This window comes from Parabacteroides distasonis ATCC 8503, assembly GCF_000012845.1.
In the GTDB taxonomy this organism is placed as follows: Bacteria; Bacteroidota; Bacteroidia; order Bacteroidales; family Tannerellaceae; genus Parabacteroides; species Parabacteroides distasonis.
Genome location: NC_009615.1, coordinates 986,587 through 1,008,676, shown reverse-complemented (window position 1 = coordinate 1,008,676; position 22,090 = coordinate 986,587). Strand labels below are relative to the sequence as shown.

The window sequence follows — 22,090 nt, the reverse complement described above, 5'->3', positions numbered from 1 at the left end:
AGGCGCACCCAAAACGATGCGCCTACTTTTGTCAATTAGTTCTCGATTTTATATCAGAGCCTCACGGCTGGAATATCAGAATCTGACAGCTTCCATTCTTTTGAGGATATTATTATACCCCTCTTGGATTATAGCCTTTTGCTTTTCGGAAGCTGTAACGATCTTTCCTTTGTATTTTCGCATAACGGACTCGTTCAATCCAATTTCCTTTGCGAACTTGCTGGCATTAATGAAAGGGAATGCCTCGAAGAATCCACTCAAATCATAAATATACGAAACAGAATAGCCAGACTTATACCACACAGGAAACTCCCCATGCTTCTCGCTATAATATTCGGCTTGTTCCTCAAGTATGGATATGAAGTCATTCTTTGCTTCCTGTTCCGTAAGCCCGAAGCCATACGCACCATTCACATCTTCCGAATAAATAGAAATACCTCCATCATTCGCCTTTTCGATAATCGCCTTAATCTTCTTCATAATCGTGCCATTTTTAATTTCGTCAATTAAAGCACCCACCAAAGTGGGTGCAGTCCTTTTACTTCTTTAACCCCGCCTTTTTCATCATACTATCAAGAGTACCGTTTGGAATCTCTTTTGCCGGATGCCTACCGACAGGGATAAAGTAGTCAAAGTCGGGATGAACATATTTGTAATGGTTCGTCCCCTTTTTGATTGTCCAGCCTGCTGATTCAATCAATTTGTAAAACTCTGAATACTTCATAAAATCAAAGAACTTTTTAATTGACGCCACAAATATAACGTTTTTGTTACAACCACAAAAGTAACCACAAAGAAAACAGTAACATATTTGTTACTTTTAACAATTAACGAAGCCGGCCTACTTCTCTGGCTTTATCCTTTCCATCATCTCCCCATATATCCAATCCACATCCTGCCGGAAATACTTATACAACTGATAAGAAAAAACAAGATTATTACGGTTATCGGATATGGCCGTCTGCGCACTAACGCCTAAGACCTCCGCTAATTTATTCCGAAGACCGTTTTTCATCTTCCCGCCGGCGAGAGTGCTTGGAGAGTACAAAAACAGGATGATAAAAATAAATTTCTTTCTTTGGGTAACATTCCCCAACCTAAACATTTCCTTTTGAGAAATAATCTCTTGGAACCACCCATATAACGTTTCTATCATATTAAGGTCGGTCAATGTAGGTTCTGTTAATTCCTTCTCTCTTTCTGACAACTTTGATTTCTGCTCTCTGATGGATTTTATTTCCGCAATTTCTGAAAACATGGCACGATTATTTAAAAGTAAATATTTATATTTGCACTAAATAATCGTGTGGAGAGGTGACGTTACTGGTTGTTCGGGGCGTTGCCTCTTGTGTTTTTAGAATGGAAGATCATCTTTTGGTTGCTCAGGTTGATAGAGTGCCGATTGTGGACTGGCTTCTTGCTGAGCAGGTCTACTTCCCAATAATTCCAGCTTATCAACAAATATTTCTGTCACATACCGCTTTGATCCCATTCTATCCTCATACAGCCGGGTCTTGATCTTACCCTCGATATAGATTTGAGAACCCTTCCTAACATACTTTTCTACGACCTCGGCCAGACCTTTCCAAAAGACAAGGTTATGCCATTCCGTGCGGTCCGGAACTTGGGTCCCGTTTTGAAGGGTATAACCCTTCTCCGTGGTAGCAAGCGATAGATTGGCGACCTTTGTCCCGGCAACATCTTTCACTTCAGGATCCTTGCCGGTATAACCGAGAAGGATTACTTTATTTATGCTCATTCTTCATTCTTTTTTTGTTTTGCAAATTCTATAACATATTCAACGCCGGCATGAAATCCTTTCTTATAGCCATCTTTGTATTGGTTATTTGAGATTCCATAGTAGTACGCTGATCCGATACACAGGGTAAGCCCTATGGCGGTCAATACAATTCCTAATCCGAAATATGGATAAGTAATGTCTATACGAAATGGTTTGAGCTGAATAGATATTCCAGATGTCATGACAAATAGCATCAAAAGCGATATTATCGCCCATATTAAAGCCTTAATCATTTCGTGCCTCCTTTCAGTAGTTCTGGGTTGTCATACACTGAGCCTATAACACTTCCTTGGCACACCTCAAAGTCTAGCAGTCCACATGGATTAACCCCATCTAGGGATATGCACCATCCTGTATGTTCATAAATATCAATTACTTTTAGAAACTCTCTTTTCTCTTCATATTTCCATGTTGAGAATATAACGGCATAAATACGTCCGCTTGGAGCTTTTATTAAATCCCCCTCGTAAATCTCCTTTCCGCTCTTGTCTTTTAGGCCAGTGTACTGGCCTACGGTATTGTGATTTACGTCATAATATTCATATTCGATTCTTTCCAATTCTAAATTTGAATCGAATATTTCCTTTTTTGCAATAATTTGAGTTATGTTCGACTGCAATAAATCTCCAAATACCCATTCATTATCAAAACACTTCCCTCTGAATTTAATCTCTCTCATTTTGTACTCATTTCTTTAAAATATCCTTACAAGCTCTACTATCGCACATTGTCGGTTTTTGATGGAAGGCGCACCAAGCCTCTCCGTTTGTGTCTTCATCCTCGATAAGTCGGCAATCGCCGCATTTATCTGTTAGGAATTTCTTATTCAAGTGCCCTTCTCTGATAAGCCATTCGATAGCGTCAACCATATTGTCCATCAGATTCTCTTTGTCGAAGGATTTTGCGCAATTGTAAGTATTGTCACCTTCCCCGTCCTTGATCCAGTCCGATGCGTACATTAACTCAACGAAATTTCCGGATAGGTAATAAACCATCCCGTCAATATCATCTTGGTATGATTTAGGCATCATGTCTATCAGCTTGGATAGAGACCAAGCCGGGAATGCCATATCTTGACCCACGTGCCCTTCAATCCTTCTATATTCAAATGCGACCGGCAATTCAAACTCATCCAAATACATGTCTGCCGTATCCGGTCTCACCCCGGCCTCTAATAGGCGTGATGATTGTTTTTTATTCGTGCAAATTTGTGTGTTCATCTTTATTCCTAACTTAATTTATAAATAGATGCTACATGATGGGAAAAATCACCATCTCCATACGCGGTTATCTCGTACTTATCTCCGTCCATATCGACTATACATTGATTGCGATCTCGTTCTATGACTTCATAATCATCTGGCAATTCGTTTTCTAAAAAGTCATCCATGGAATCGGTGTTTGTAAAAAGACAGTAATCGGTTTGCCAATTGTAGTATTGCAGCAAACCATCTGAAATCATACTTTTAGTCAACATACTTTATCCTCCTATTGTATTTCCAAGCCCTATAAAACCACTTAATAAAGTTAACCCAGCATTTCGGTGTCATTAGAAACTTTCTCACCGCATAGAAGGGTAGTATTGTCTCCATTGCGACATAGTACTTACCCCATATATAACGGTGACGTGTACATTTCTCCGCTATCTTCCTTTGCTTTTTGTCTATCCATCCATGATAATGAAAGGCTATAAAATTATCATGGAACCAGACCTCAATAACGGTGTTCTCTCCGTTATCATTGGTTTGCCTGACGTTCATTCCCCAACTCATATAATCATTGATTGTTAAAATATTCCTTACATTTAAAACCTTTTCTCGGAGGGGATGGTTACCTAGCTTGGATAACTACCGCATAGTGCAATATCTTTGTTCATGGTTACCAGTCCTCCAAATCTTCCCTTGTATAGGAATCGTTTGTGTCATCTTCATCGATATAACTATCACAATAGTCCAATAGGTTGTACGAATTCTTACCGTGTAGGCACTCGTTCCTGAGCGCACAATTCATACAGCACTATTCATCGCTTATTCTCATCATCTTATCCCTCCTGTAATATAACATCCCCATCCTTATCCGTGAACACGTCCACTAAATCGTAGTAATATTCCTTATCCGACGTGCGGATCATTACCTCCGCTTCCGGGTCTTGCTCTTGGAGAAGAGCGATTAGTTCTTTATTTCTCATATCAAAACAATGTTTTCTCAATCTCGTAATTGTAAACCAAAACCTCCGTACTCTCCCTTATCCGAGAGTGAACGGCCGTATGAGTGGTGACTTTTACTTCCTTATGGTTCCATTTGTTTTCATTGACAAAGGAGCGTAAGGTGTCAGTCCAGTAATTGCTGAGAATGAATTTACCATTGATCCGAGACAAAAGATCTAGCAGATCCGCAAGGTCATTCTCCCCATAACCATAATAATGACCTTGAACCGCCCCGGGATAAGGAGGATCAAGGTAAAATAACGTATCAACGCTATCCCTGTTCTTGATAACTTTCAACGCGTCCCTACAGGAAATCTGCACCTCTGATAGGCGATCGTACAATTTATCGTTGAACTCCTCACGCTTATTCCTGAAAACCTTCCCGAAGTGTGTCCCGGCGGTACCGTTACAGAATTTCCATCCTCCATACAAGCTACCAGAATGGCACTCATTTGCCATGATCCATACGGCCCAAGCCTTGTCTACATCCGAGACCTCAGATCGTCCTCGATAAATGTTCCTAGCCCTAATGTAGTCAGACTCGGAGTGTAGCGATAATCGGATTCTCTCACGTAACTCCTTAAATTTGGATGCGGACTGGCAGACCTTGAAAAAGTTTATCAACAAGTCGTTCTTGTCATTGATCACTTCTATCCCTGCTTTAGGCTTCGCAAAAAATACCGCTCCTCCTCCAAAGAATGGCTCGCAATATATCTTATGCCTAGGCATCATTGATACAATGCGTTCGGACAAGTTTTGCTTGCCTCCATAATATGTGATTGGTGTTCTCATATAATTTTATATTCTTTCTTTGCTCTCATCATAGATGAATGCAGTTTTCAACTATGATGAAAGGTTGATGTTTCTATCGCCTTGAATATCTCAAATGCTACTTGTGGGACGATGGCGTTTCCGTAGGCTTTTATGGATTCTTGTCTCCATTTTGTGAAAGGAATGGCAAGGTAGTCCACATCAAAGGGTAACCCATCATTTCTTCGACAAACAGGGGGTTGAGTTGGGAAGTCTTTCCATAGTTCTGCTGACAATGCTGGCCAATCATTACTGGTATATTGCATAAGGCATCGTCTCTTCTTGTCGGATTCGGCAAAAGCCCTGATACAGCAAGATCGTTCAACTCCATTGTCCAGCCTTGCGATATTTTCCTCCTCGATCTCCCGTCCGTTATTTTTGAGCCATGTTTGTAGCTTCTCGCCGTAGGTGTCGGTAACATCTTTTCGTAGGCCGCCTCCGGTAATCCCTGTTGTTTGCTGTTCGGACCCCTTCGCTTGAAATCTTGGGCTGTCGGTGTCGGATATAACATATGCTTCACCGCTCCCTCCAAACCTAGACGGCTGCTCGTGCCGTTCTGGTTCCTTATCCTGATCGTATTGTTCCTTGTCACGAATATCTCTCCTTTCCCCGAATTGAAGCCCTCTTGAGCAGTTGGGGTGGGAAGTAGTCCAAATGCCGCTCCCGATGAAAGATTGTTCAATTTCTTTCCCGTACGATCCTTGAGTCGTTCCGCCGCCTTCATGGGATGCTCCACGATCTCCATCGCCCTCGGAGTGGGCAATAAACCATACCCTGTCCCTCTTGTGCGGCGCTCCGACACCGCAAGCTGGAATAAGAATCGGCTGGACGGAATATCCCTCACGTTCAAGATCTCGGCAGACGGTTTCGATAACGTACTCTTGTTCGAGTATTGTTTCCTTGTCAGCCTTTTCAAACAAAGAGGCTTGACTTTCCACCGTAACCTCACTGCCGGGTTGTACCATGCTGGTGATTCCAGCAACGTTCTCACCAATGACCCAAGCGGGTCGTATCTCCCGTATTGCCCGAAGCATTTCCGGCCAGAGGTAACGGTCATCTTCCGCTCCCCTTCGCTTTCCTGCCGTTGAAAATGGCTGACAAGGGAACCCTCCTGTGAGTACGTCAACCTTCCCTCTCCACGGAGTGAAATCAGTTCTTGTAATATCGTCATATTGAATGCTTTTTGGGAAATGAAACCTCAGTACCTTTTGGCACCACTCGTTAATCTCGCAATGGAACAGGTTCTCCCATCCCATCCATTCGGCGGCAAGGTCAAAACCGCCCACGCCAGAAAATAATGATCCATGTGTCATGTCTCTCTCGTTTTAGCAAAAACTACGCTTTCATGGTCCGGCCTCAGATGGGCCATGCAAGCCTTGCTGTATTCGCAGTGTCCGATCTGCAACGCTTACAATCGTGCCAATAGGCACTATTCTTAATTTTTCTACTGTTTTCATTTTTTTAGCTTGATTATTCTGATTCCATAATCTTTTTCAGAAACTCCAAATGATCCGGAAACGGGACGGAGTTCTTACCTTGCTTCTCGTATCTTTCTTCTCGTTGTCTTTCCTGTTCTTCCCGGTCGTATTTCTCCAGTTGCCTTTTTCTGTATGCTTTGAACTCTATTAAAGCAGACATGATTACCATAGGATCCACAACACCGTAAAAGGTACCATATTCGCCAGCTTTCAACTTGAAGAAAAAAAGCAACAATTCGGAAGCTTTCAAGTAATAGTATTCCACACGTATCATCACGGAAAGCTCCAAGACCTGTTGGAATGTAGGCTTCTCCTTTACACCGGCAAACTTGTACAAGTCCATCAGTTGAGCAATTATCCAAGTATTCACCTGTTCATCCGGATAGGTTTCTCCGAGCAAAGCCAATGAAGGCGCATTACCTTTGAACGAACGTTCCACATTTTGAGCACATACAACCTGTAATGAAGGATTGAACTTTTTAGCGAAACTTTCACCGTCCCCGTACCTATTTACTACTAACCATGCCTTTTCCGAAAGCTTTTGCGGCATATTCGAGGATTTCACGGTCTGTTTGTTCTTCTCGTGATTTTGCCCTGTTTGGAATTGCCGGATCGTTTCTGCTATTCTTGTTGTCATAATTACCTGATATTACTTTCTCAAAATTCGTTGGTTTGATAAGCCAATCGAAAGATGCTGTCCAGCCTTTTTTGTTCTGCCCTTTCAGGAAATCGCTTTGGTATGCCTTACGAATCATGTCGGCAAACGTCTTTTTGCCGTAAGATTTTATACGTGCGTTAATCATCCCTTTACGGCTATCAGAAAGCGGAGTCCTGACCGTACCAAATACACCTTTTGTTTCTTCATTGAAGAATTTGACAAGTTCGGAGTAATCGATATGTTCGGTGTGGGGCTGCGAAGTCCCACATACAAGAGATTCGTCAGAATCTCCTATATTTTTCTCTTTATTTTCTTTATTCTTCTTTGTGTTATCGCTGTGTTGTAGTTGTGTTATTTGCTGTGTTACAACCTGTGTTACAAACTCTTTTATTCTATTATAATCCAATACGTTAGATGTGTTATCTTGTGTGTTATTTGCTGTGTTATTGATATTATAATCATCATATTTCACTAATGTTATAACGGTCATGCCCTGTGAGTTATCAGTAGTGACCATTCCCTTTTTTATCAACTTTTCAATAAAGCTCCTAACTTTTTGTTCTCCCCACCTCCAACGTTTAGACAGGAAGCGCACAGATGCCGGATATTGTCCTCTTCCGTATGTTATTTCTCTACCTCCGATACTGGCTGTAAGCCGCGTTGCATCAAATCGTGCACTCTGAATCAAATCGAGCCACGCTTCGCACTCGCTAAAAGTCCGGGCTGCTTCCCACATTTCATTAGAGAAAAACTTACGTGAGAGCATTATGAATCCTTTATCCATATCACTCCTTTATATAAATAGCCTTTGAATTTAACGTCTTTGTAATCCCTATTTTACCAGATAGAAAAAGATTATTCAACTCTTTTCTTGTTTCCGTATGGATTGCATTCATCAACTCTACCTCCGGCACATGATCCGGTGTTATCTTTTCAGATCGCCTTTTTTTCTGGAGACAATCAATAATGCTTAGTATATCCATAAACTAAAATCTTACGTTTGTCAATTGCCGTCCTTTCGAAAATACCGCCCACTTACCATTGCCGGAATCTTTCAAATACAAATCAGCTACTTTTCCAAAACGATTGATATTACCGCATAGATCAACAAACCATGCCGTCTTTCCTTTGTATGGACGGATGCAACGGCCTACAATCTGGTAATACATCGCAAGCGACATGGTAGGTCTGGCCATCACAACCGTATCAAGCTCTGGGTAGTCAAAGCCGGTGGTGAGTACTCCAACATTGGCAACAACAGGTATTTCACCGGTCTTGAACATTTCGAGTATTCTTTCACGTTCTTTCTTTGGAGTATCGCCGGAAACAATAACACAACCGGGTATCGACCAAGTTAGTCGTTCTGCTTCTTTCAAGAACCGGGTAAAGACTAAAATACCATTCCTCTTACCTCCTGCTTTCGGATTCATCAATCTTTGGACGATATGAACGATGTAACTATAAAAGTCAATCCGTTCATATTCCCTTTGAACGGATTTATCTGTGAAGTCCGCACCAGTGGTATTTATCTTCAAATTGAGTTCATTCCATCCAGTAGGATTCATAGAATAGTAGTTTACCTTTGAAAGATAACCCATATCAAGCAAGGTCGAGACCTGCACATGATAGATTACATCCTTGAATATAGCCGGACGTGTTCGGGTAATGAATTTCAGCATAGAACCAAACTCTTGCGAACTACTTAATCGATATGGCGTTGCCGTTAAACCAAGAACCTTGCATTTGAGAAGTTCTAAGAATGTCTTATACATTCCTTCTTTAGGATTTACCAAGTGACACTCATCTATAATGATAGACTGGAAATGAGAAAACAAATCCGGATGATTTATTACACTACCGATCGTGGCGAATGTGATCCTTGATATTTCTTTTCTTCCAAAAGAAGCTGAATATATCGAACAATCTAAGATGCCATAAGAACATAGCTTCTTGAAATTTTGCTCGAGTATTTCCTTGCTGGGCTGAAACACTAAGGTGTGCCCGTCAAGCCTTGCAGCAATGTCGGCTATAATAAGTGACTTCCCTGATCCTGTAGGAAGAACCATGATAGCATTCGTCTTCTTCGCCTTGTTGTTAAAGAAGGAAACAGCTGCATCAGAGGCTTTCTGTTGATAATCTCGCAATACATAACTCATAATCCTCTCTCCTTTTTAAGCTTCTTATTAAGCGCCTTGTAATACTTGATTAATTGCTCGTACTCAAAATCGGTAAACTTCCGGCTAATACCCTGCTTTGCTTCGAGTAGGACAACTCTCTGTTCACCATACTTGGCAATCAATCCTTTGCGGTAATTCTGAATATTACCCTCCATGAAGCGGTTACAGTGCCGACATTGAGCGTTACAGTTCATTTCATCGAAACGGGTACTCATATGCTGTCGATTTATGTAATGCCCGTTATCTGCCTGCTCAAACGGTTTAATCTGTCCACATGAGATACATTTAAAATATCCGTTCGGCATACAATCACGAAGCCGGATGAAAAGGGAAAACTCCTTGTCGAGTTTCGCTTTCAGATCCGGCTTCTTCTTAACTGTCACCCCTGCTTTATCAAACAGGGACAAAGGCTTATCTTTCTTTTTAGTCTTTCGTTTTATGTAATACATAATCAGTCATAATTATAATTATCAAAATCATCCGACTCATAATCCGGCATATCATTACCAAAATCCATTATCATCCCCCCTCTCTTTGTGATTTATCAAGCATAACCCAATCCACGTTAGATCCATAATACCCCAAATGGCAGCGACTATTATTAATAGTCGCTGACCAGTTATTCAAAGATTCTATATTCATGGTGATATAATTTAGTTTCAAAGAAAACCCCGAGGCGTATTCCCCGGGGTACATACAAAGTCAATCATGCAGTTAAAAGTGCTGCTCACTTCCATATCATACCTCCTGTACCAATTTCGCATTACCTTTCAGATAGAGTCAATGGCTAACCGATGCCGTGCGGAAAAACATCTGCGCTATCTTCACTCTACTTTCAATACTTTTATAGGAGGTTTCTCTCTAAAGGGTTTGTGGACGGTACCGGTATCGAACCGATCTCTTTACGTCATGCGCACTCCGTAATGTTTCATCCCAGACTACTGACCGCCCATGTGCCGGGGCTTTCACCCGGCTATTTGCGATTGCTACACAAACTTTCCGTCTCATGGCAGTAATTGTTTCCGGATAACCGATCAAGGCATATCAAGATAAACCTATTTACCAGAATAAGCCATTGAAAATTCACGAGGAATAAACCGTCCTACCGATATAGGCTTTGCAACCTCAATCATAGTATGAATCTCTTTCTTTTCAAACGGATTTCCCTTTTCTTTAGCTTCTTGCTCATGTTCATCCTGCTTCTTTTTGAGATAAGAAGTAATCAACATCATTGCCCGATCAACATTGTAAGTGTGGACAACAAATGTCGCTGAACGTTCATCCTCGTCAAATAGAATTTTTGTTTCTATCTGGTAAAACTTCCGATCACAATTCTTCGGTTCTTCCTCTTCATCAACGTCCGGCTTGTCATCAGGATCATTATCGGGAAAATCCAAAGGCAAAGTATCGATCTTCTTTTCTTTTAATGTGTCAGTAAGGATTACACAGGAATCAAACTCTTTAACCATGTTAATAATGAAGCCTGCCGTAAAGTTCAGTTCAATATAATCCTTTAAGAGAAGAAGTGCAGAATCTACACTGGTTGCATAAAACAGGAATTTACACTTTTTGCTATCAATAGTGGCCTGAGCGATATAAGGCTGTAAGTAGTCATTTACCAGCTCAACAGCCAAACGTTTTTGATTACTTACCTCAATATCCTTTGTTATATCACCAGACTCATAACAGAATCGGATTTGAGCAAGAACATCCTGATCTATCAATGTTCCTCTCTGAAACAGTAATTCATTACGCTCAATTGATACAACCTCGCTAGTATCTTCATCAATAAAGTCCTCTGTCCATGTTTTTAGGACTCGTTGAGCAAGGTATTTATTGAGCATCTTTTGGGGATCAGATGTAAAATACCTTATTTCGTTATTCTTTGTCTCTATCATGCTATACCGGTTTAATAGATTCCTCACTATGAATAATCATCCCCTTCTTAGAGACTTCTCCCTTAGCGGTTATAGGGAATGTTTTCAAACATCCCCAATCAGCAGACATTTCTACGCCTACACACTCTTTATCATTAAAATAAAAATGCTGGCCTTCTTTGAGATTATGTGTCTCGTAAAAATCAGCGATCATTTCTTCTCCTACCAGCTGTCGCAGATCCCGAATCTCCTGTTGTTTTTGGGAGATCAAAACTTTCATTTGTTCGATTTTCTCTTTTCGTATCATATAAATTCTTGATTGCGTTGAATTTCTTGTTGTGCATATATCAACATTTGATGTTCATTGGCGGCCGGCAAATAGATACCAGCTATTGATGCGCTCCAATTACGGAAACGGTCAATAGAAAGAGTCATTTCACCCGTTGTCAGTTCAGCAGAGCTACGCAAATAAGTTACTTCTTTACCTTTTTTGTTCACCGTCTTGCGTTCAAACAAATCACGGTTGCAAGTCCTCTTATAGAAGTCAATTTTTGCTTCATCGAGGCTGCAACCGTATTCACTGCCAAAGTACCCTAAAAGAAGATGTAAATAAGAGTTCTGAGCGAGCGTGCGATTAGGTAATTTCTTTTTTACTTCAACTACCGCACGCTCTTTGAACAATTTGTTTACATACTCTTTAAACTTGGGTATTTGGTATTCATTTTTGAGGTCATAGATCATATATTACAATCTCCACATATATCAACAATGGTATCAAACTCTTCTCGTGAATATTCAAAATCATTGATGAATACTACTTCTTTTCCTATTTCATCAAGATAAACACCATCATCCATTTCCAAAGATTTTAGTATCGGTTATAAGTGCTCTGTTTTCTTCCAAGAACCGGATAAACTCCTCACAATGATTAGTAAGAATAGGAATATCACGTTCAGGATTGAAAACGTATGTTTCTGTATAGGTATCTACCACATAGCCGCCTTTGTTGAACTCTACAATGTTATACTCAAATGTCCGTACATCAGAACCGTTCTTCATTAAAGCGTATGGATATACTAAATGCTGGTGGTGATCTTTGAACTTTCCCACGGTATAACTACCGGTTGTTTTGATGTCGTGAACACTGGTAGGCATCAGTTCGTCAATCAGACCGTAAACCAATACATTGCCGTATGCAGTCGGAAGGATTGCCTCTACACGTTGCTGCGTCAACGCCCCTTTGTAGTAATTTGCGAACTCACGACAAAGGGATATAGGAAAGACAAATGAACGATTGTTATAAACGGCTTTCAAGGCTATAACCTTTTGCTCGCCATTCCCTATATCAGAATATATCTTTTCTACCTGCACCGTTTCAGATTTCCGGTTCTCAATCATACAGTCAATGACCTCATTAAAAGCCGTACCCTTGTCGGCAGCTTCGCTGTCAAACGGTTTACGGTTAATACGGTCTATCAGTTCTTGGAACTGCTTCTGCTGAAACTCTTCTTCTGTACAAGGCGGATTCTCACTCCACCCATAATAACGCTCATATATGACATCGCTATTAAGGTAATTGAAGTAAGAATCCAATAATGTAGCATATATCTTATACTTAGGCTGCATCTGAATAAGTTTTAGTCTTTTTGTTAAAAATCAGTCCTAATTCTTTCGCCTTAGCTGCCAACATCATTGAGGCTTTCATCTTTGAACTTCCCACATGGTTGAAATCATCAATATGGGCGATAAAGTCATTCGCTGAAGCTGCGTCGGCAACTAATTCTAAACAGCCTGTTATATCAGATAGCACTTTGTTATATGCTTCTTGTTCAGCCTTTTTTGATTGCAACATAGTAAGATATGGAGCAATAATCCGAGTAGAGATAAAATCATTCTTGGTCGTCGGATTGCCGTTTTTGTCAAGGATGGTAGGTACTTCCATCACTGAAGGCAAGTTACAAGTATTCTTTCCGTCATTCCTTGATGTCGGATCGAAAGTAATAGTACGTCTCTGCACTCCTCTCTCACTCTTCATTTCCAAGTAACCTAACAAATCAAGTTCGGTGACGATGGAGTTGTAGGACTTCTCACGTAAGGCAGGAATAAACACCGTATCATCACCCTCTTTTCTTGTGTCACGATGGGCAACAAAAATGATATGTTTCCTCAGACTTGATAGTGTTCTTGTCATCCAAGAAAATTCAGCATTGATACCGCCCCAATCTCGAATAGATGGCTGCCTGGTTCCACATTTATAAGTGATGATAAAATCCATCATCTTACCAATGGTATCAACCACAATAGTCTGATAAACAGACAAATCTTCTTGCAAAACCAGCTGAACATCATTCCAAGAAGTGACCTGCACAGTGTCAATATTCTCCAAATGAGCCATATTCATACGCTTAACACCATTGTCAAAATCCAACAACAGAGGCTTTGGTGCACTCAAAGCTACTGTGCTCTTACCCATACCTGCTTGACCGTAAATCATCATCTTTACGTTTGTTGGAATATTCAATTCCGTTGATTTTCTGATTAAACTCATGATTGTTATATTTTTAGTTAGTAATTATATTAGAGACTTCAATAAAGGATCTATACCATCCTTCAATTCTTTAAGTTTCTTCAGCGAATAAACTTTAGGACTATTCCTATGTACACCAGCCCTTTTCCAAGTCAATGCTCCTGTAGCGCACTGATGAGCCAACCACCTTCTACCAAATCCAAGTCGTATGGCTTGCGTTTCCGTAATCTCATCAATGACCGGATCCTTGGAGATCGCATATTCGCTAACCGCTTCCTTCGCAGCTGCTTTTATTATATTCTGTAATTGCCAAACATCAATTTCCATAAAGAAATGGTATATCTCGCCCTCTCGCTCTTACACGGACACGGGCGATAAGTTCTACATTCGCGTTAAAACGGATTCGGACTCTTTGCCGTCTCATGTCAAAATGACTATCTAAACAAAGGATTATCAAAAGGACACTAGCAACCGCCGATTTCATGGTAGGCGAAAAGTCCAGTGTCAACCGGATCCCAGATATCCTTTCAGCCAATTTTAGTGCTAGCTCTCTCCCATTCCGAACACCCAAAATTAAAAATGCCGTTTGAAGCTGGTTATTTATCGTACTTACTGCACGATGCTTCAATACGGCAATCTCCTTTTTTTCATACCCTGCTGCGTACATTTGTGCTGTAATGTCACATTCGGGCGTTAGCTCGGTGAATACTTTCATAATCGTGTGTATTTAAAGTTTGAATCAGGAATCTCTAAATACTGTAACAGTCCCTTTCGGTACATTAGTTTCCGATCTCCACTTATATCCATTTTTGTACCCTTGCGCATTAAGCAAGGAAACATTGTTGCGTACCGTACAGACTTTATCGATAGGGAACTCTACTTTCTTCCCTTTCTTTAAATCGCGCATACGAGGCATAATTTCTACTTTTTTCTCCATAATCTAATTACATTAATTGATTGTGGGCAGTGTCGGAATCGAACCGACCTCAATTATATTAATTGGGTGCGCACCACTAAGCACTAACCGATATGCTAACCGCCCATGTGCCGGGGCTTTCACCCGACTGCTTTTGACAACCTAAACACAAACGAATTAAACAACTTCAAAGAAAGCTTTTGCGGCTGCTAATTTCTTCTCTGCCAATATGCGAGCATCCTCCTCTCTATTTTTCCAACCTTTATACACATCAAGGTCTTTTTGCAGACCTTCAATTTCCTTATTAAGAGAATATACCAATTCAACCAGTTCTTCCCTCGTCATTTCTTCAAGATTTTTTGTTTCCATGTCTTATTATTTCAATGCTGTTATTAAATCAAGTTTGTATGCAGAATAAGTGAATACTACGACACCTACAATATTAGGAACGAACGTAGCGGACTCTGATGCCATTAGGATAAAGCCAGCGAACAGGGCTATCCCGTAAATAGTCTTTTTCATAAGCGTTAATATTTAATTGTGCCCTCTGATGGATTCGATCCACGGCATCACGCCTTTTCAGAGGGTTTTCTTAACTTTACGGCGCAAAACATAAAAAATTAAGAAGTATGAAATCAGAAAGGTATCTGAGCTTGGCTAAAGGCATACGTTCTAAAGTCGAAGATTTACTAGACGAGTATAACTCCTTTGAACCATCAGTAAACAACATGCTCTTTGATGGGCAACCGTTGTATGAGCAAGCTATAAAGTTTACACACTTGGTTTATTCATTTGATCCAAATCTGCCTTTAAATAGAGAGTTGGTAGATCTGCCAAATAAATGCAAAGGGTATATAATTAAAACGTTGCCGCCAGAAAACGATGTCTTTAAAAATTTCTTGTTCCTTTTGAAATGCTTTATTGACTATCTGGAGACTTTTCATGATTGACTTTATCTCCGCGTAAAAGGTTCAAGTAAGAAGTAACCGCTTTCTCAGCATCGTCTTTTATGCACTCCAAATTTTTCAGGCAACTGATCGGCAAATCTTCCACGTGTATGGATATTGTCAATTGGTTGCCTTTTTCTTGTTGTTTTAGTCCAATGTTGTAATTCATGTGCTATGATATTTTAATTATCTTTTCTTCTTGCTTATTTGTCCCCGGCAACCGATCCGATCGGCAGCATCGCACTTTCAGAACCGGGTATATTTTGAAAAGGGATAGCGGTTAACCAACGTCTGATCGTAACACCACAAGGATACATACCCCTTTGATAATTTCTTTTTATAATGTACCCCAGTAGGTCACGGCCTAAAAGCTATCTACGCTTATACATTATTATATATTATCCTTTCGTTTCAACCCCATTTCTGCGGGTACTAAGGTGTAAGTAAGAGAAAGAACCATCAGAAGTGACCGGGTGAGATATGCCCTACGCCCACCCGACCGGGCTTTAGTAAGCCGTTATGAAGTTTTCTACCTTGAAGCTTCTGAATCCATTCGCATCTACATCGAAGTAGCGGACAGTTTTGTAGTTTTCTGATCCAGTTCCTTTTATTAGGCCCTGAACATCTTTGAGAGTACCCTTAGCACGGCGAAGCGATCCATCTGCCTTTTCATAAGCGAACGTTACAATACCTCTGTGCATTTGCTTTGTCAACCGGTATAAAGCCCATGCGCGAGAAAGACATACAGCGAATGCTTTACCGGTTGTTCTCATTAGCTCATAAGCCATACAGAATACTTTGTGTCTAAAATTTGAAATTTTCATAATCGTGTGTATATTAAAGTAGTCCAAAGACTATCGGTTAAAACTTGATACAATGTGGTGAAACTTTGCTTTATCCACCCCTCTAAATGAGGCTTCATTAAGAATGTGATCAGCGACATTATCATTAACCTTGATTGCCTTTAGCGTATTAATATCAATATGATAAGGTTCGTCGGTTGGCTTTGCGAGAGGCACGTAGCCTGTAAACGGAAAATTTCGTCTGCCGATTGGCCAAACTATATAACCATGAGGATATTCATCTACAATCTCGAAAATATCTTTACGATTGTAATTCTCAGTAACTAATATATTCATAATCGTGTGTGTTTATGTGTTAGTATAAATAGTTGTTCATTGCTTCGTAGCCACCAAATATTTCGGCAACAGGATCGTTAGACCAATCCAGTGGGGTGAGATATTCAACCTCTCTTTCGAGAGTTTCTATTTCATCAGAGAGAATCTTCACGATCTCAGACTTGCTATCTACATTGTATATATAGCAGGCTTCTTCTTCGCTAATTGTGCTCAACACTTCTAACTCGCCTTTTTTGTTTTCGAGTTCTGCTAATGCTGTTTCATAAGATCGTGCCATAATCGTGTATTTTAATGTGTTCATACTATTGCTTTACTCAACACGAACGCTTACCTTTGTTTTCGTGATTGATTGATGACGCAAATATACTACATTGAGTATTTATAGCAAATCTTTTGAGTATATTTCTTTCTTAATTAACTATATTTAATAATCAATAGAGTATGCAGAGCATAAACGAAAGATTACAAATCATTATAGATGAGCTATTTGGAGGCAACAAGGCTAAATTCGCTAAAGCAATAGAAATAGCGCCAACAAGTATATCGAACTATCTTAGCGATAAAAGACAGTCGAAACCATCCGCTGATATGCTTGAAAAAATAATCAATGTAGTAGAAAATATTTCGGCTGAATGGCTTCTTACCGGCAATGGTAAAATGCTAAATCAATATAGTAATGATACAAAAGACGAACCTAAAATAAGCTACACTAAAGGAGTACCATATTATAATGTAGATTTTATTGGTGGTTTTGACCTGGTATTAAATGATCAAACTATAAATCCGGAATATCTCATCGACTTCAAAAAATACAATGATGCAACTTGTTGGTGTAATGTAACAGGGCATTCCATGGAACCTGAAATCAATCACGGAGACATGATTGCTTTAAAAAAAATAGAAGATAAATCCTTTCTTCCTCTTGGAGAAGTATATGCTATCGTTACAACTAATGATATGCGTACTATCAAAAGATTGGCAGCAGGAAAAACAGATGACTCTTACACGCTCATTCCTTCTAACAAGTCAGCTGAATATTCTCCACAACAGCTTCCTTCAAAAATGATAAGATCTATATTTCAAGTATTAGGAGCTGTAAAACGGTTTTAGACTATGGCATTCAACCAATACACATGGAATCTACACATAAATCATAAATTATGAGACTAATTGATATTAAACAAGCATTAAATATTGCGTGGAGCAATATACAGACTGTCACCGTTGAAGAGTTTTCTGATAATTTCAGAATAAACAATGCGGATAAATTGAAAATAGCTTTAGATAAACTACTATCTATAAAATTCATAAAATTGAATGACTCATCAATTTACCCTATTGTAGTAGCTTCATCCAGTGAATCCATTTTATTTGACAAACGCAAAAATACATTATCAACGATAGCAGATCTAAAGAAAGCTGTCGAATTAATGGATCGTTGGATAAATGGATATGTTCCAAATGAACAAGACAAGGAGACTGTTAATATTAAACTTCCTAAAATAAGTAATTTTGACGTACTTAATAAAGTAGCAAACGAATTACGACTTGCTTTTTCTACCGTTATATGTGAATACGAAGGAGGCAAAATTGAAATCGTACAATTTGATCACGGTTCATTTTGGTGTGTAATAAAAGTAGGTACAGCTTTATTACTTTTTACAGGTTTAGCTTGGGCAGGAGCAGTTGTGGCAAAAAAGACAATAGAGTGTAGAAGCGCTTATGAAGTTTATAGAAATGCTTCTGCAAGAAATGAAATGCTAGAGGAATTAAAACGATTAAATAAAGCTCAAATTGACATAGTCATAGAGCAAGAAGCCAAACTTATTCAACAAGAGCATTTTAGCAAAGAAGATAACGAACAGTTAGAAAGAATCAAAAACTCTATCTTAAACATATCGGAACTAATTCTTAAAGGCACAGAAATTCAACCAGCAATCGCCGCACCTGAAGATGTAAAGAATTTATTCCCTGATTTTAGTTGCCTCCCGTTAATAGAGAGTCGAACTAAAAAGTTAACAGAAAACGCTGCCAATAATCAATGAGCATCATTTTTCACTCAGCCAGCGAACAACAGCACCTACAAAGATAAATAGCAAAACCCCTGCTATAATCGAACATGTAACTGTAAAAGCTATCCAAAAATCAAATATCATATTTATCATAGATGATGGTATTTAAGGCAAAGATACGAATTAAAGAACAAGTTAAATCATAAGTAGCATGAAGAAAATTTTATTTTTAATGACAATCATAATCGCCTTTTCCTGCGGAGGTGGTAAAACAGAAGTAATCGGTGCGGATAAATATATCGATACTATCACAGGATTTTCCTGCGAAAAAGCCGCTGTTACAGATAACGGCTTTTTAGTGATTGCTATTGATGCGGATTCGGATTCTGGATATGACATGCTGGCTTCGCAATTCCTTGAAGAAGCTAAAAAAGAAGGCGTATCAGGACTCAAAGGCGTATTGATCGTGGATATAAAAAACGCAAAGTTCGAACAAGGGGCAGTTGTAGGCAAAAGAATTGGAAAAGCTTACAAATAAAGCAAGGGAGTGATTGCCCCCTACTTATTCGATGCTATAAAATCCCAACACATTTCTTTAATCACAGGTTACAATATCGTATAGAAAAACTTATCTTTGCCAAACGAGAAACATTATATCTCTGAATCAATAGCTGATTTTTTACAAATATTTTACATCAGTTATTAATTAGAAAGATAAGAAACAGACAATAAACATATTACAATATATAAATGAAGAGTAAAAGTTTAGTTTCTATCGATCAATGTTCCAAAGAGGACATTCTTCGTATTCTGGATAACGCAAGGAAGTTTGAGGAGAATCCGAACCGGAAATTACTGGAAGGCAAAGTCGCCGCCACCCTGTTCTTCGAGCCCTCTACACGTACGAGACTGAGTTTCGAGACAGCTGTAAACCGTTTAGGTGGACGGGTGATCGGTTTCTCGGACGCTTCCACGACTAGTTCCTCCAAGGGCGAGACCTTGAAAGATACGATCTTGATGGTAAGCAATTACGTGGACTTGATCATTATGAGACATCATCTGGAAGGAGCCGCCCGCTATGCTTCTGAGGTGACGGATGTCCCTATCATCAACGCTGGTGACGGGGCGAACCAACATCCCTCGCAAACCATGCTGGACCTGTATTCCATTCGCAAGACACAAGGCAAGCTGGATAACCTCACCATCACGATGGTCGGCGATTTGAAGTATGGCCGTACGGTTCACTCCTTGATCGTGGGAATGTCTCACTTCCATCCGACCTTCCACTTCGTCGCGCCGAACGAGCTGCGCATGCCGGACGAGCAAAAGAACTTCTGCGACAAGCACGGGCTCAAATACGAAGAGCATACCGATTTCACGGAAGATATCATCAACCAGACGGATATCCTTTATATGACCCGTGTACAACGTGAGCGTTTCACAGACTTGGAAGAGTACGAGCGGGTAAAGAACGTGTATATCCTGCGTAACGACATGCTGAGAAACAGCCGTGAAAACCTGCGTATCTTACATCCGCTACCCCGTGTGAACGAGATCGCTTACGATGTAGATGACAATCCAAAGGCTTATTACATCCAGCAGGCACGCAACGGGCTGTTCGCACGCCAAGCTATCATTTGCGAAGTTTTAGGTATATCTATCGACGAATAAAAACGAAGTTTTATGTCAGCAGAAAAGAAAAAAGAGTTGCAGGTAGCCGCTTTAGAGAACGGTACCGCCATAGACCATATTCCTCCCAGCCAATTATTCAAGGTAGCCTCTTTACTGGGACTGGAGAAAATGAACAATACGATCACGATCGGCAATAATTTCCATAGCAACAAGATGGGATGCAAGGGTATGATCAAGATCGCCGACAAATTTTTCGAGGAGGACGAGATCAACCGTATCGCCATGATCGCCCCGAATATTATATTGAACATTATCCGTGATTATGAGGTTGTAGAGAAGAAGACGGTTACTTTACCCGACGAGCTGATTGGCTTGGTCAAATGTAACAATCCGAAATGTATCACCAATAATGAGCCGATGCTTTCCCGCTTCCACGTGATCGACAAGGAGAAGGGAACCATTAAATGTCATTATTGCGAACGTAAGATTAATAAAGAAGACATTATCATTAAATAATTGAAAGTTGAGAATTGAGAATTGAGAATTAGCTTTACGGAATCTTTAATTCTCAATTCTCAACTTTCAATTATAAAAACGCAGTTTTTATTATGAAGCACGATTGGAAACCGGGAACCATGATCTATCCATTGCCTGCCGTAATGGTGAGTTGTGGGAATGAGCCTTCCGAGTACAATATAATAACAGTCGCATGGGTCGGTACGATTTGTACGAATCCGGCGATGTGCTATATATCCGTACGTCCGGAACGATTCTCTTATCCGATCTTGAAGAAGAATATGGAATTCGTCATCAACTTGACGAATCGTGAGCTGGCCTACGCCACGGATTGGTGCGGGGTAAACTCAGGGAAAGACCATCATAAATTCGAGGAGATGAAGCTCACTCCCGGAAAAGCGACCGTCGTTAACGCCCCTACGATAGACGAGTCTCCGCTTTGTATCGAATGCCGGGTAAAAGAGGTAATCGCTCTCGGAAGTCATGATATGTTTATCGCTGATGTCGTAAACGTACAGGCCGACGACCGATATCTAGACCCAGAGACAGGGGCTTTTGATATGCAGAAAGCGGATCTTTTGGCTTACTCGCATGGTAAGTATTACGGGTTAGGTGAATTTGTCGGTAAATTCGGCTGGTCCGTGAAAAAGAAAAAATAACGGTATGAAAAAAGTCTACCTTATAGGAGCGTTGCTATCTTTCGGTCTGTTAGCAGAAGCCCAGAGCTTCATGCGTTTCGAGGACAAGGCATTCAACTTTGGAGCCAAAGTGGGATTCAACGCCACTTTCCCAGTCATAAACTCCCTTTCCATCAATGGGAAGGAAGCGGAGAATATAGACATCGAATATAAGGTAGGTTATCTGGCCGCGGTCTTTTGCCGGGTCAATATCGAACGGTTCTTCCTCCAGCCTAGTTTCTCATGGCATCGCTCCGAGGGAAATATCCGTTTTTCCATACCTCAAAGTTTGCCGGAAAATAATATGCTGTCCAATACATCGGCAACTACCGACCTCTTGATGATGAAAACCAGTTCCTTAGAGGTTCCCATAATGGTAGGCTATAACCTAGTGAAGAAAGGGCCTTACGGACTTAGCCTTATGGTCGGCCCCAAATTAAAATACAACTATAAGATCGCCTATACGGTAGAATCTTCCACCACGCATGTAGAATACGTGAATGACAACACCCCGTTCGGAGTCAATATCGCTACGGGCGTAGGGGTTAGCATCGGACGGCTATTCTTCGACTTTGTCTATGAGTTCGGATTGAATCAAGTGGAATCCGATTTCGAGAAAGTCAACAACCCGGTTCCCGAGATTAATTATGATATCAATATTGACAAGCGAACGAACGTGATGAGTATCTCACTCGGCGTACTCTTCTAAAAAGACA

The 22,090-nt window shown here is 40.2% G+C and carries 37 protein-coding genes and 1 tRNA gene; 9 read left to right on the top strand and 29 right to left on the bottom strand.

Annotated features, from left to right (window positions below):
* Window positions 1-75: 75 nt before the first annotated feature.
* From BDI_RS04325 to BDI_RS04295, 7 genes are all read right to left on the bottom strand, one after another.
* On the bottom strand, window positions 76-480 hold the full coding sequence (locus tag BDI_RS04325; RefSeq protein WP_011966207.1) for a type II toxin-antitoxin system HicB family antitoxin: 405 nt from the start codon (window positions 478-480) through the stop codon (window positions 76-78).
* A 58-nt stretch (window positions 481-538) separates the two neighbouring features.
* Window positions 539-724: a type II toxin-antitoxin system HicA family toxin gene (locus BDI_RS04320; protein WP_039850072.1), complete on the bottom strand. Its 186-nt coding sequence runs from the start codon at window positions 722-724 to the stop codon at window positions 539-541.
* A gap of 117 nt (window positions 725-841) precedes the next feature.
* The gene (locus BDI_RS04315; protein ID WP_011966206.1) at window positions 842-1,258 is read right to left on the bottom strand and encodes a hypothetical protein; all 417 of its coding nucleotides are present in this window, start codon (window positions 1,256-1,258) and stop codon (window positions 842-844) included.
* A 96-nt stretch (window positions 1,259-1,354) separates the two neighbouring features.
* A complete protein-coding gene (locus BDI_RS04310) occupies window positions 1,355-1,759 on the bottom strand; it encodes a single-stranded DNA-binding protein (RefSeq protein ID WP_011966205.1) in 405 nt (134 codons plus the stop codon).
* The gene (locus BDI_RS04305) at window positions 1,756-2,034 is read right to left on the bottom strand and encodes a hypothetical protein (protein WP_005638465.1); all 279 of its coding nucleotides are present in this window, start codon (window positions 2,032-2,034) and stop codon (window positions 1,756-1,758) included. Before BDI_RS04305 ends, BDI_RS04310 begins: the two co-directional genes overlap by 4 nt.
* Entirely contained in the window at window positions 2,031-2,480 is a 450-nt protein-coding gene (locus BDI_RS04300) for a YopX family protein (RefSeq protein ID WP_011966204.1), read from the bottom strand. Before BDI_RS04300 ends, BDI_RS04305 begins: the two co-directional genes overlap by 4 nt.
* A gap of 7 nt (window positions 2,481-2,487) precedes the next feature.
* A complete protein-coding gene (locus BDI_RS04295; RefSeq protein WP_011966203.1) occupies window positions 2,488-3,021 on the bottom strand; it encodes a hypothetical protein in 534 nt (177 codons plus the stop codon).
* Between the two features lie 35 nt (window positions 3,022-3,056).
* Between BDI_RS04295 and BDI_RS21325 the strand changes: the two genes are divergently transcribed.
* Complete coding sequence (locus tag BDI_RS21325; protein WP_256682609.1) at window positions 3,057-3,179, top strand: hypothetical protein; 123 nt, start codon at window positions 3,057-3,059, stop codon at window positions 3,177-3,179.
* A 663-nt stretch (window positions 3,180-3,842) separates the two neighbouring features.
* Here BDI_RS21325 and BDI_RS20845 read toward each other — a convergent pair.
* The 18 genes from BDI_RS20845 to BDI_RS20840 form a co-directional block, all read right to left on the bottom strand.
* Window positions 3,843-3,989, bottom strand: coding sequence for a hypothetical protein (locus BDI_RS20845; RefSeq protein WP_158303807.1), 147 nt, complete (start codon window positions 3,987-3,989; stop codon window positions 3,843-3,845).
* A 1-nt stretch (window position 3,990) separates the two neighbouring features.
* A complete protein-coding gene (locus BDI_RS04280; protein WP_011966200.1) occupies window positions 3,991-4,800 on the bottom strand; it encodes a DNA adenine methylase in 810 nt (269 codons plus the stop codon).
* 47 nt (window positions 4,801-4,847) lie between these two features.
* A complete protein-coding gene (locus tag BDI_RS20120; protein ID WP_011966199.1) occupies window positions 4,848-6,131 on the bottom strand; it encodes a DNA cytosine methyltransferase in 1,284 nt (427 codons plus the stop codon).
* A gap of 157 nt (window positions 6,132-6,288) precedes the next feature.
* Window positions 6,289-6,846 carry a DUF6633 family protein gene (locus BDI_RS04270; protein ID WP_041525550.1) on the bottom strand — a complete coding sequence of 186 codons (558 nt, stop codon included), beginning with the start codon at window positions 6,844-6,846 and terminating at the stop codon, window positions 6,289-6,291.
* Window positions 6,803-7,738 (bottom strand): hypothetical protein, encoded by a 936-nt coding sequence (locus BDI_RS04265; protein ID WP_011966197.1) that lies wholly within the window; start codon window positions 7,736-7,738, stop codon window positions 6,803-6,805. The genes BDI_RS04270 and BDI_RS04265 overlap by 44 nt, the downstream gene beginning before the upstream one ends.
* Window positions 7,739-7,940: 202 nt before the next feature.
* Entirely contained in the window at window positions 7,941-9,110 is a 1,170-nt protein-coding gene (locus tag BDI_RS04255; protein WP_011966196.1) for a DEAD/DEAH box helicase, read from the bottom strand.
* Window positions 9,107-9,583, bottom strand: a complete 477-nt coding sequence (locus BDI_RS04250; protein WP_041525548.1) for a recombination protein NinG — start codon at window positions 9,581-9,583, stop codon at window positions 9,107-9,109. Before BDI_RS04250 ends, BDI_RS04255 begins: the two co-directional genes overlap by 4 nt.
* Window positions 9,584-10,186: 603 nt before the next feature.
* Window positions 10,187-11,029 (bottom strand): hypothetical protein, encoded by an 843-nt coding sequence (locus BDI_RS04245; RefSeq protein WP_011966194.1) that lies wholly within the window; start codon window positions 11,027-11,029, stop codon window positions 10,187-10,189.
* Between the two features lies 1 nt (window position 11,030).
* A complete protein-coding gene (locus BDI_RS04240) occupies window positions 11,031-11,315 on the bottom strand; it encodes a hypothetical protein (protein WP_011966193.1) in 285 nt (94 codons plus the stop codon).
* Complete coding sequence (locus tag BDI_RS04235; RefSeq protein ID WP_011966192.1) at window positions 11,312-11,749, bottom strand: hypothetical protein; 438 nt, start codon at window positions 11,747-11,749, stop codon at window positions 11,312-11,314. The genes BDI_RS04240 and BDI_RS04235 overlap by 4 nt, the downstream gene beginning before the upstream one ends.
* A gap of 108 nt (window positions 11,750-11,857) precedes the next feature.
* Window positions 11,858-12,634, bottom strand: coding sequence for a hypothetical protein (locus tag BDI_RS04230; RefSeq protein WP_011966191.1), 777 nt, complete (start codon window positions 12,632-12,634; stop codon window positions 11,858-11,860).
* Complete coding sequence (locus BDI_RS04225) at window positions 12,624-13,556, bottom strand: ATP-binding protein (RefSeq protein WP_011966190.1); 933 nt, start codon at window positions 13,554-13,556, stop codon at window positions 12,624-12,626. The genes BDI_RS04230 and BDI_RS04225 overlap by 11 nt, the downstream gene beginning before the upstream one ends.
* A 24-nt stretch (window positions 13,557-13,580) precedes the next feature.
* Complete coding sequence (locus BDI_RS04220) at window positions 13,581-13,862, bottom strand: hypothetical protein (RefSeq protein ID WP_011966189.1); 282 nt, start codon at window positions 13,860-13,862, stop codon at window positions 13,581-13,583.
* On the bottom strand, window positions 13,852-14,250 hold the full coding sequence (locus BDI_RS21130; protein WP_011966188.1) for a hypothetical protein: 399 nt from the start codon (window positions 14,248-14,250) through the stop codon (window positions 13,852-13,854). The genes BDI_RS04220 and BDI_RS21130 overlap by 11 nt, the downstream gene beginning before the upstream one ends.
* 24 nt (window positions 14,251-14,274) lie before the next feature.
* Entirely contained in the window at window positions 14,275-14,472 is a 198-nt protein-coding gene (locus BDI_RS04210) for a hypothetical protein (RefSeq protein ID WP_022191944.1), read from the bottom strand.
* Between the two features lie 23 nt (window positions 14,473-14,495).
* Window positions 14,496-14,577 (bottom strand) — tRNA-Ala (locus BDI_RS20820).
* 51 nt (window positions 14,578-14,628) lie between these two features.
* Window positions 14,629-14,820, bottom strand: coding sequence for a hypothetical protein (locus BDI_RS04205; RefSeq protein WP_022191945.1), 192 nt, complete (start codon window positions 14,818-14,820; stop codon window positions 14,629-14,631).
* A 6-nt stretch (window positions 14,821-14,826) separates the two neighbouring features.
* Window positions 14,827-14,973 (bottom strand): hypothetical protein, encoded by a 147-nt coding sequence (locus tag BDI_RS20840; protein ID WP_022191946.1) that lies wholly within the window; start codon window positions 14,971-14,973, stop codon window positions 14,827-14,829.
* A 107-nt stretch (window positions 14,974-15,080) separates the two neighbouring features.
* Here BDI_RS20840 and BDI_RS04200 point away from each other — a divergent pair, with 107 nt between their 5' ends.
* Window positions 15,081-15,401 carry a hypothetical protein gene (locus tag BDI_RS04200; protein ID WP_011966187.1) on the top strand — a complete coding sequence of 107 codons (321 nt, stop codon included), beginning with the start codon at window positions 15,081-15,083 and terminating at the stop codon, window positions 15,399-15,401.
* Here the strand turns inward: BDI_RS04200 and BDI_RS04195 are convergent.
* The 4 genes from BDI_RS04195 to BDI_RS04180 form a co-directional block, all read right to left on the bottom strand.
* Window positions 15,370-15,567: a hypothetical protein gene (locus BDI_RS04195; protein WP_041525547.1), complete on the bottom strand. Its 198-nt coding sequence runs from the start codon at window positions 15,565-15,567 to the stop codon at window positions 15,370-15,372. The two genes, BDI_RS04200 and BDI_RS04195, sit on opposite strands and share 32 nt — an antisense overlap.
* 337 nt (window positions 15,568-15,904) lie before the next feature.
* The gene (locus BDI_RS04190; RefSeq protein WP_237702613.1) at window positions 15,905-16,186 is read right to left on the bottom strand and encodes an SH3 beta-barrel fold-containing protein; all 282 of its coding nucleotides are present in this window, start codon (window positions 16,184-16,186) and stop codon (window positions 15,905-15,907) included.
* 66 nt (window positions 16,187-16,252) lie between these two features.
* A complete protein-coding gene (locus BDI_RS04185; protein ID WP_005638525.1) occupies window positions 16,253-16,537 on the bottom strand; it encodes a hypothetical protein in 285 nt (94 codons plus the stop codon).
* Window positions 16,538-16,556: 19 nt separating this feature from the next.
* The gene (locus BDI_RS04180) at window positions 16,557-16,814 is read right to left on the bottom strand and encodes a hypothetical protein (protein WP_041525652.1); all 258 of its coding nucleotides are present in this window, start codon (window positions 16,812-16,814) and stop codon (window positions 16,557-16,559) included.
* Between the two features lie 164 nt (window positions 16,815-16,978).
* Between BDI_RS04180 and BDI_RS04175 the strand changes: the two genes are divergently transcribed.
* From BDI_RS04175 to BDI_RS04145, 7 genes are all read left to right on the top strand, one after another.
* Entirely contained in the window at window positions 16,979-17,647 is a 669-nt protein-coding gene (locus tag BDI_RS04175; RefSeq protein WP_011966184.1) for a LexA family transcriptional regulator, read from the top strand.
* A 50-nt stretch (window positions 17,648-17,697) separates the two neighbouring features.
* Complete coding sequence (locus BDI_RS04170; RefSeq protein ID WP_011966183.1) at window positions 17,698-18,582, top strand: hypothetical protein; 885 nt, start codon at window positions 17,698-17,700, stop codon at window positions 18,580-18,582.
* 178 nt (window positions 18,583-18,760) lie between these two features.
* Window positions 18,761-19,087: a hypothetical protein gene (locus BDI_RS04165; RefSeq protein ID WP_011966182.1), complete on the top strand. Its 327-nt coding sequence runs from the start codon at window positions 18,761-18,763 to the stop codon at window positions 19,085-19,087.
* A gap of 212 nt (window positions 19,088-19,299) precedes the next feature.
* A complete protein-coding gene (pyrB, locus tag BDI_RS04160; protein WP_005857322.1) occupies window positions 19,300-20,220 on the top strand; it encodes an aspartate carbamoyltransferase in 921 nt (306 codons plus the stop codon).
* Window positions 20,221-20,232: 12 nt separating this feature from the next.
* Complete coding sequence (gene pyrI / locus BDI_RS04155; RefSeq protein ID WP_005857324.1) at window positions 20,233-20,697, top strand: aspartate carbamoyltransferase regulatory subunit; 465 nt, start codon at window positions 20,233-20,235, stop codon at window positions 20,695-20,697.
* 92 nt (window positions 20,698-20,789) lie between these two features.
* Window positions 20,790-21,356: a flavin reductase family protein gene (locus tag BDI_RS04150; protein WP_005862715.1), complete on the top strand. Its 567-nt coding sequence runs from the start codon at window positions 20,790-20,792 to the stop codon at window positions 21,354-21,356.
* 4 nt (window positions 21,357-21,360) lie between these two features.
* Window positions 21,361-22,083: a porin family protein gene (locus tag BDI_RS04145; protein WP_008779783.1), complete on the top strand. Its 723-nt coding sequence runs from the start codon at window positions 21,361-21,363 to the stop codon at window positions 22,081-22,083.
* Window positions 22,084-22,090: the final 7 nt, after the last annotated feature.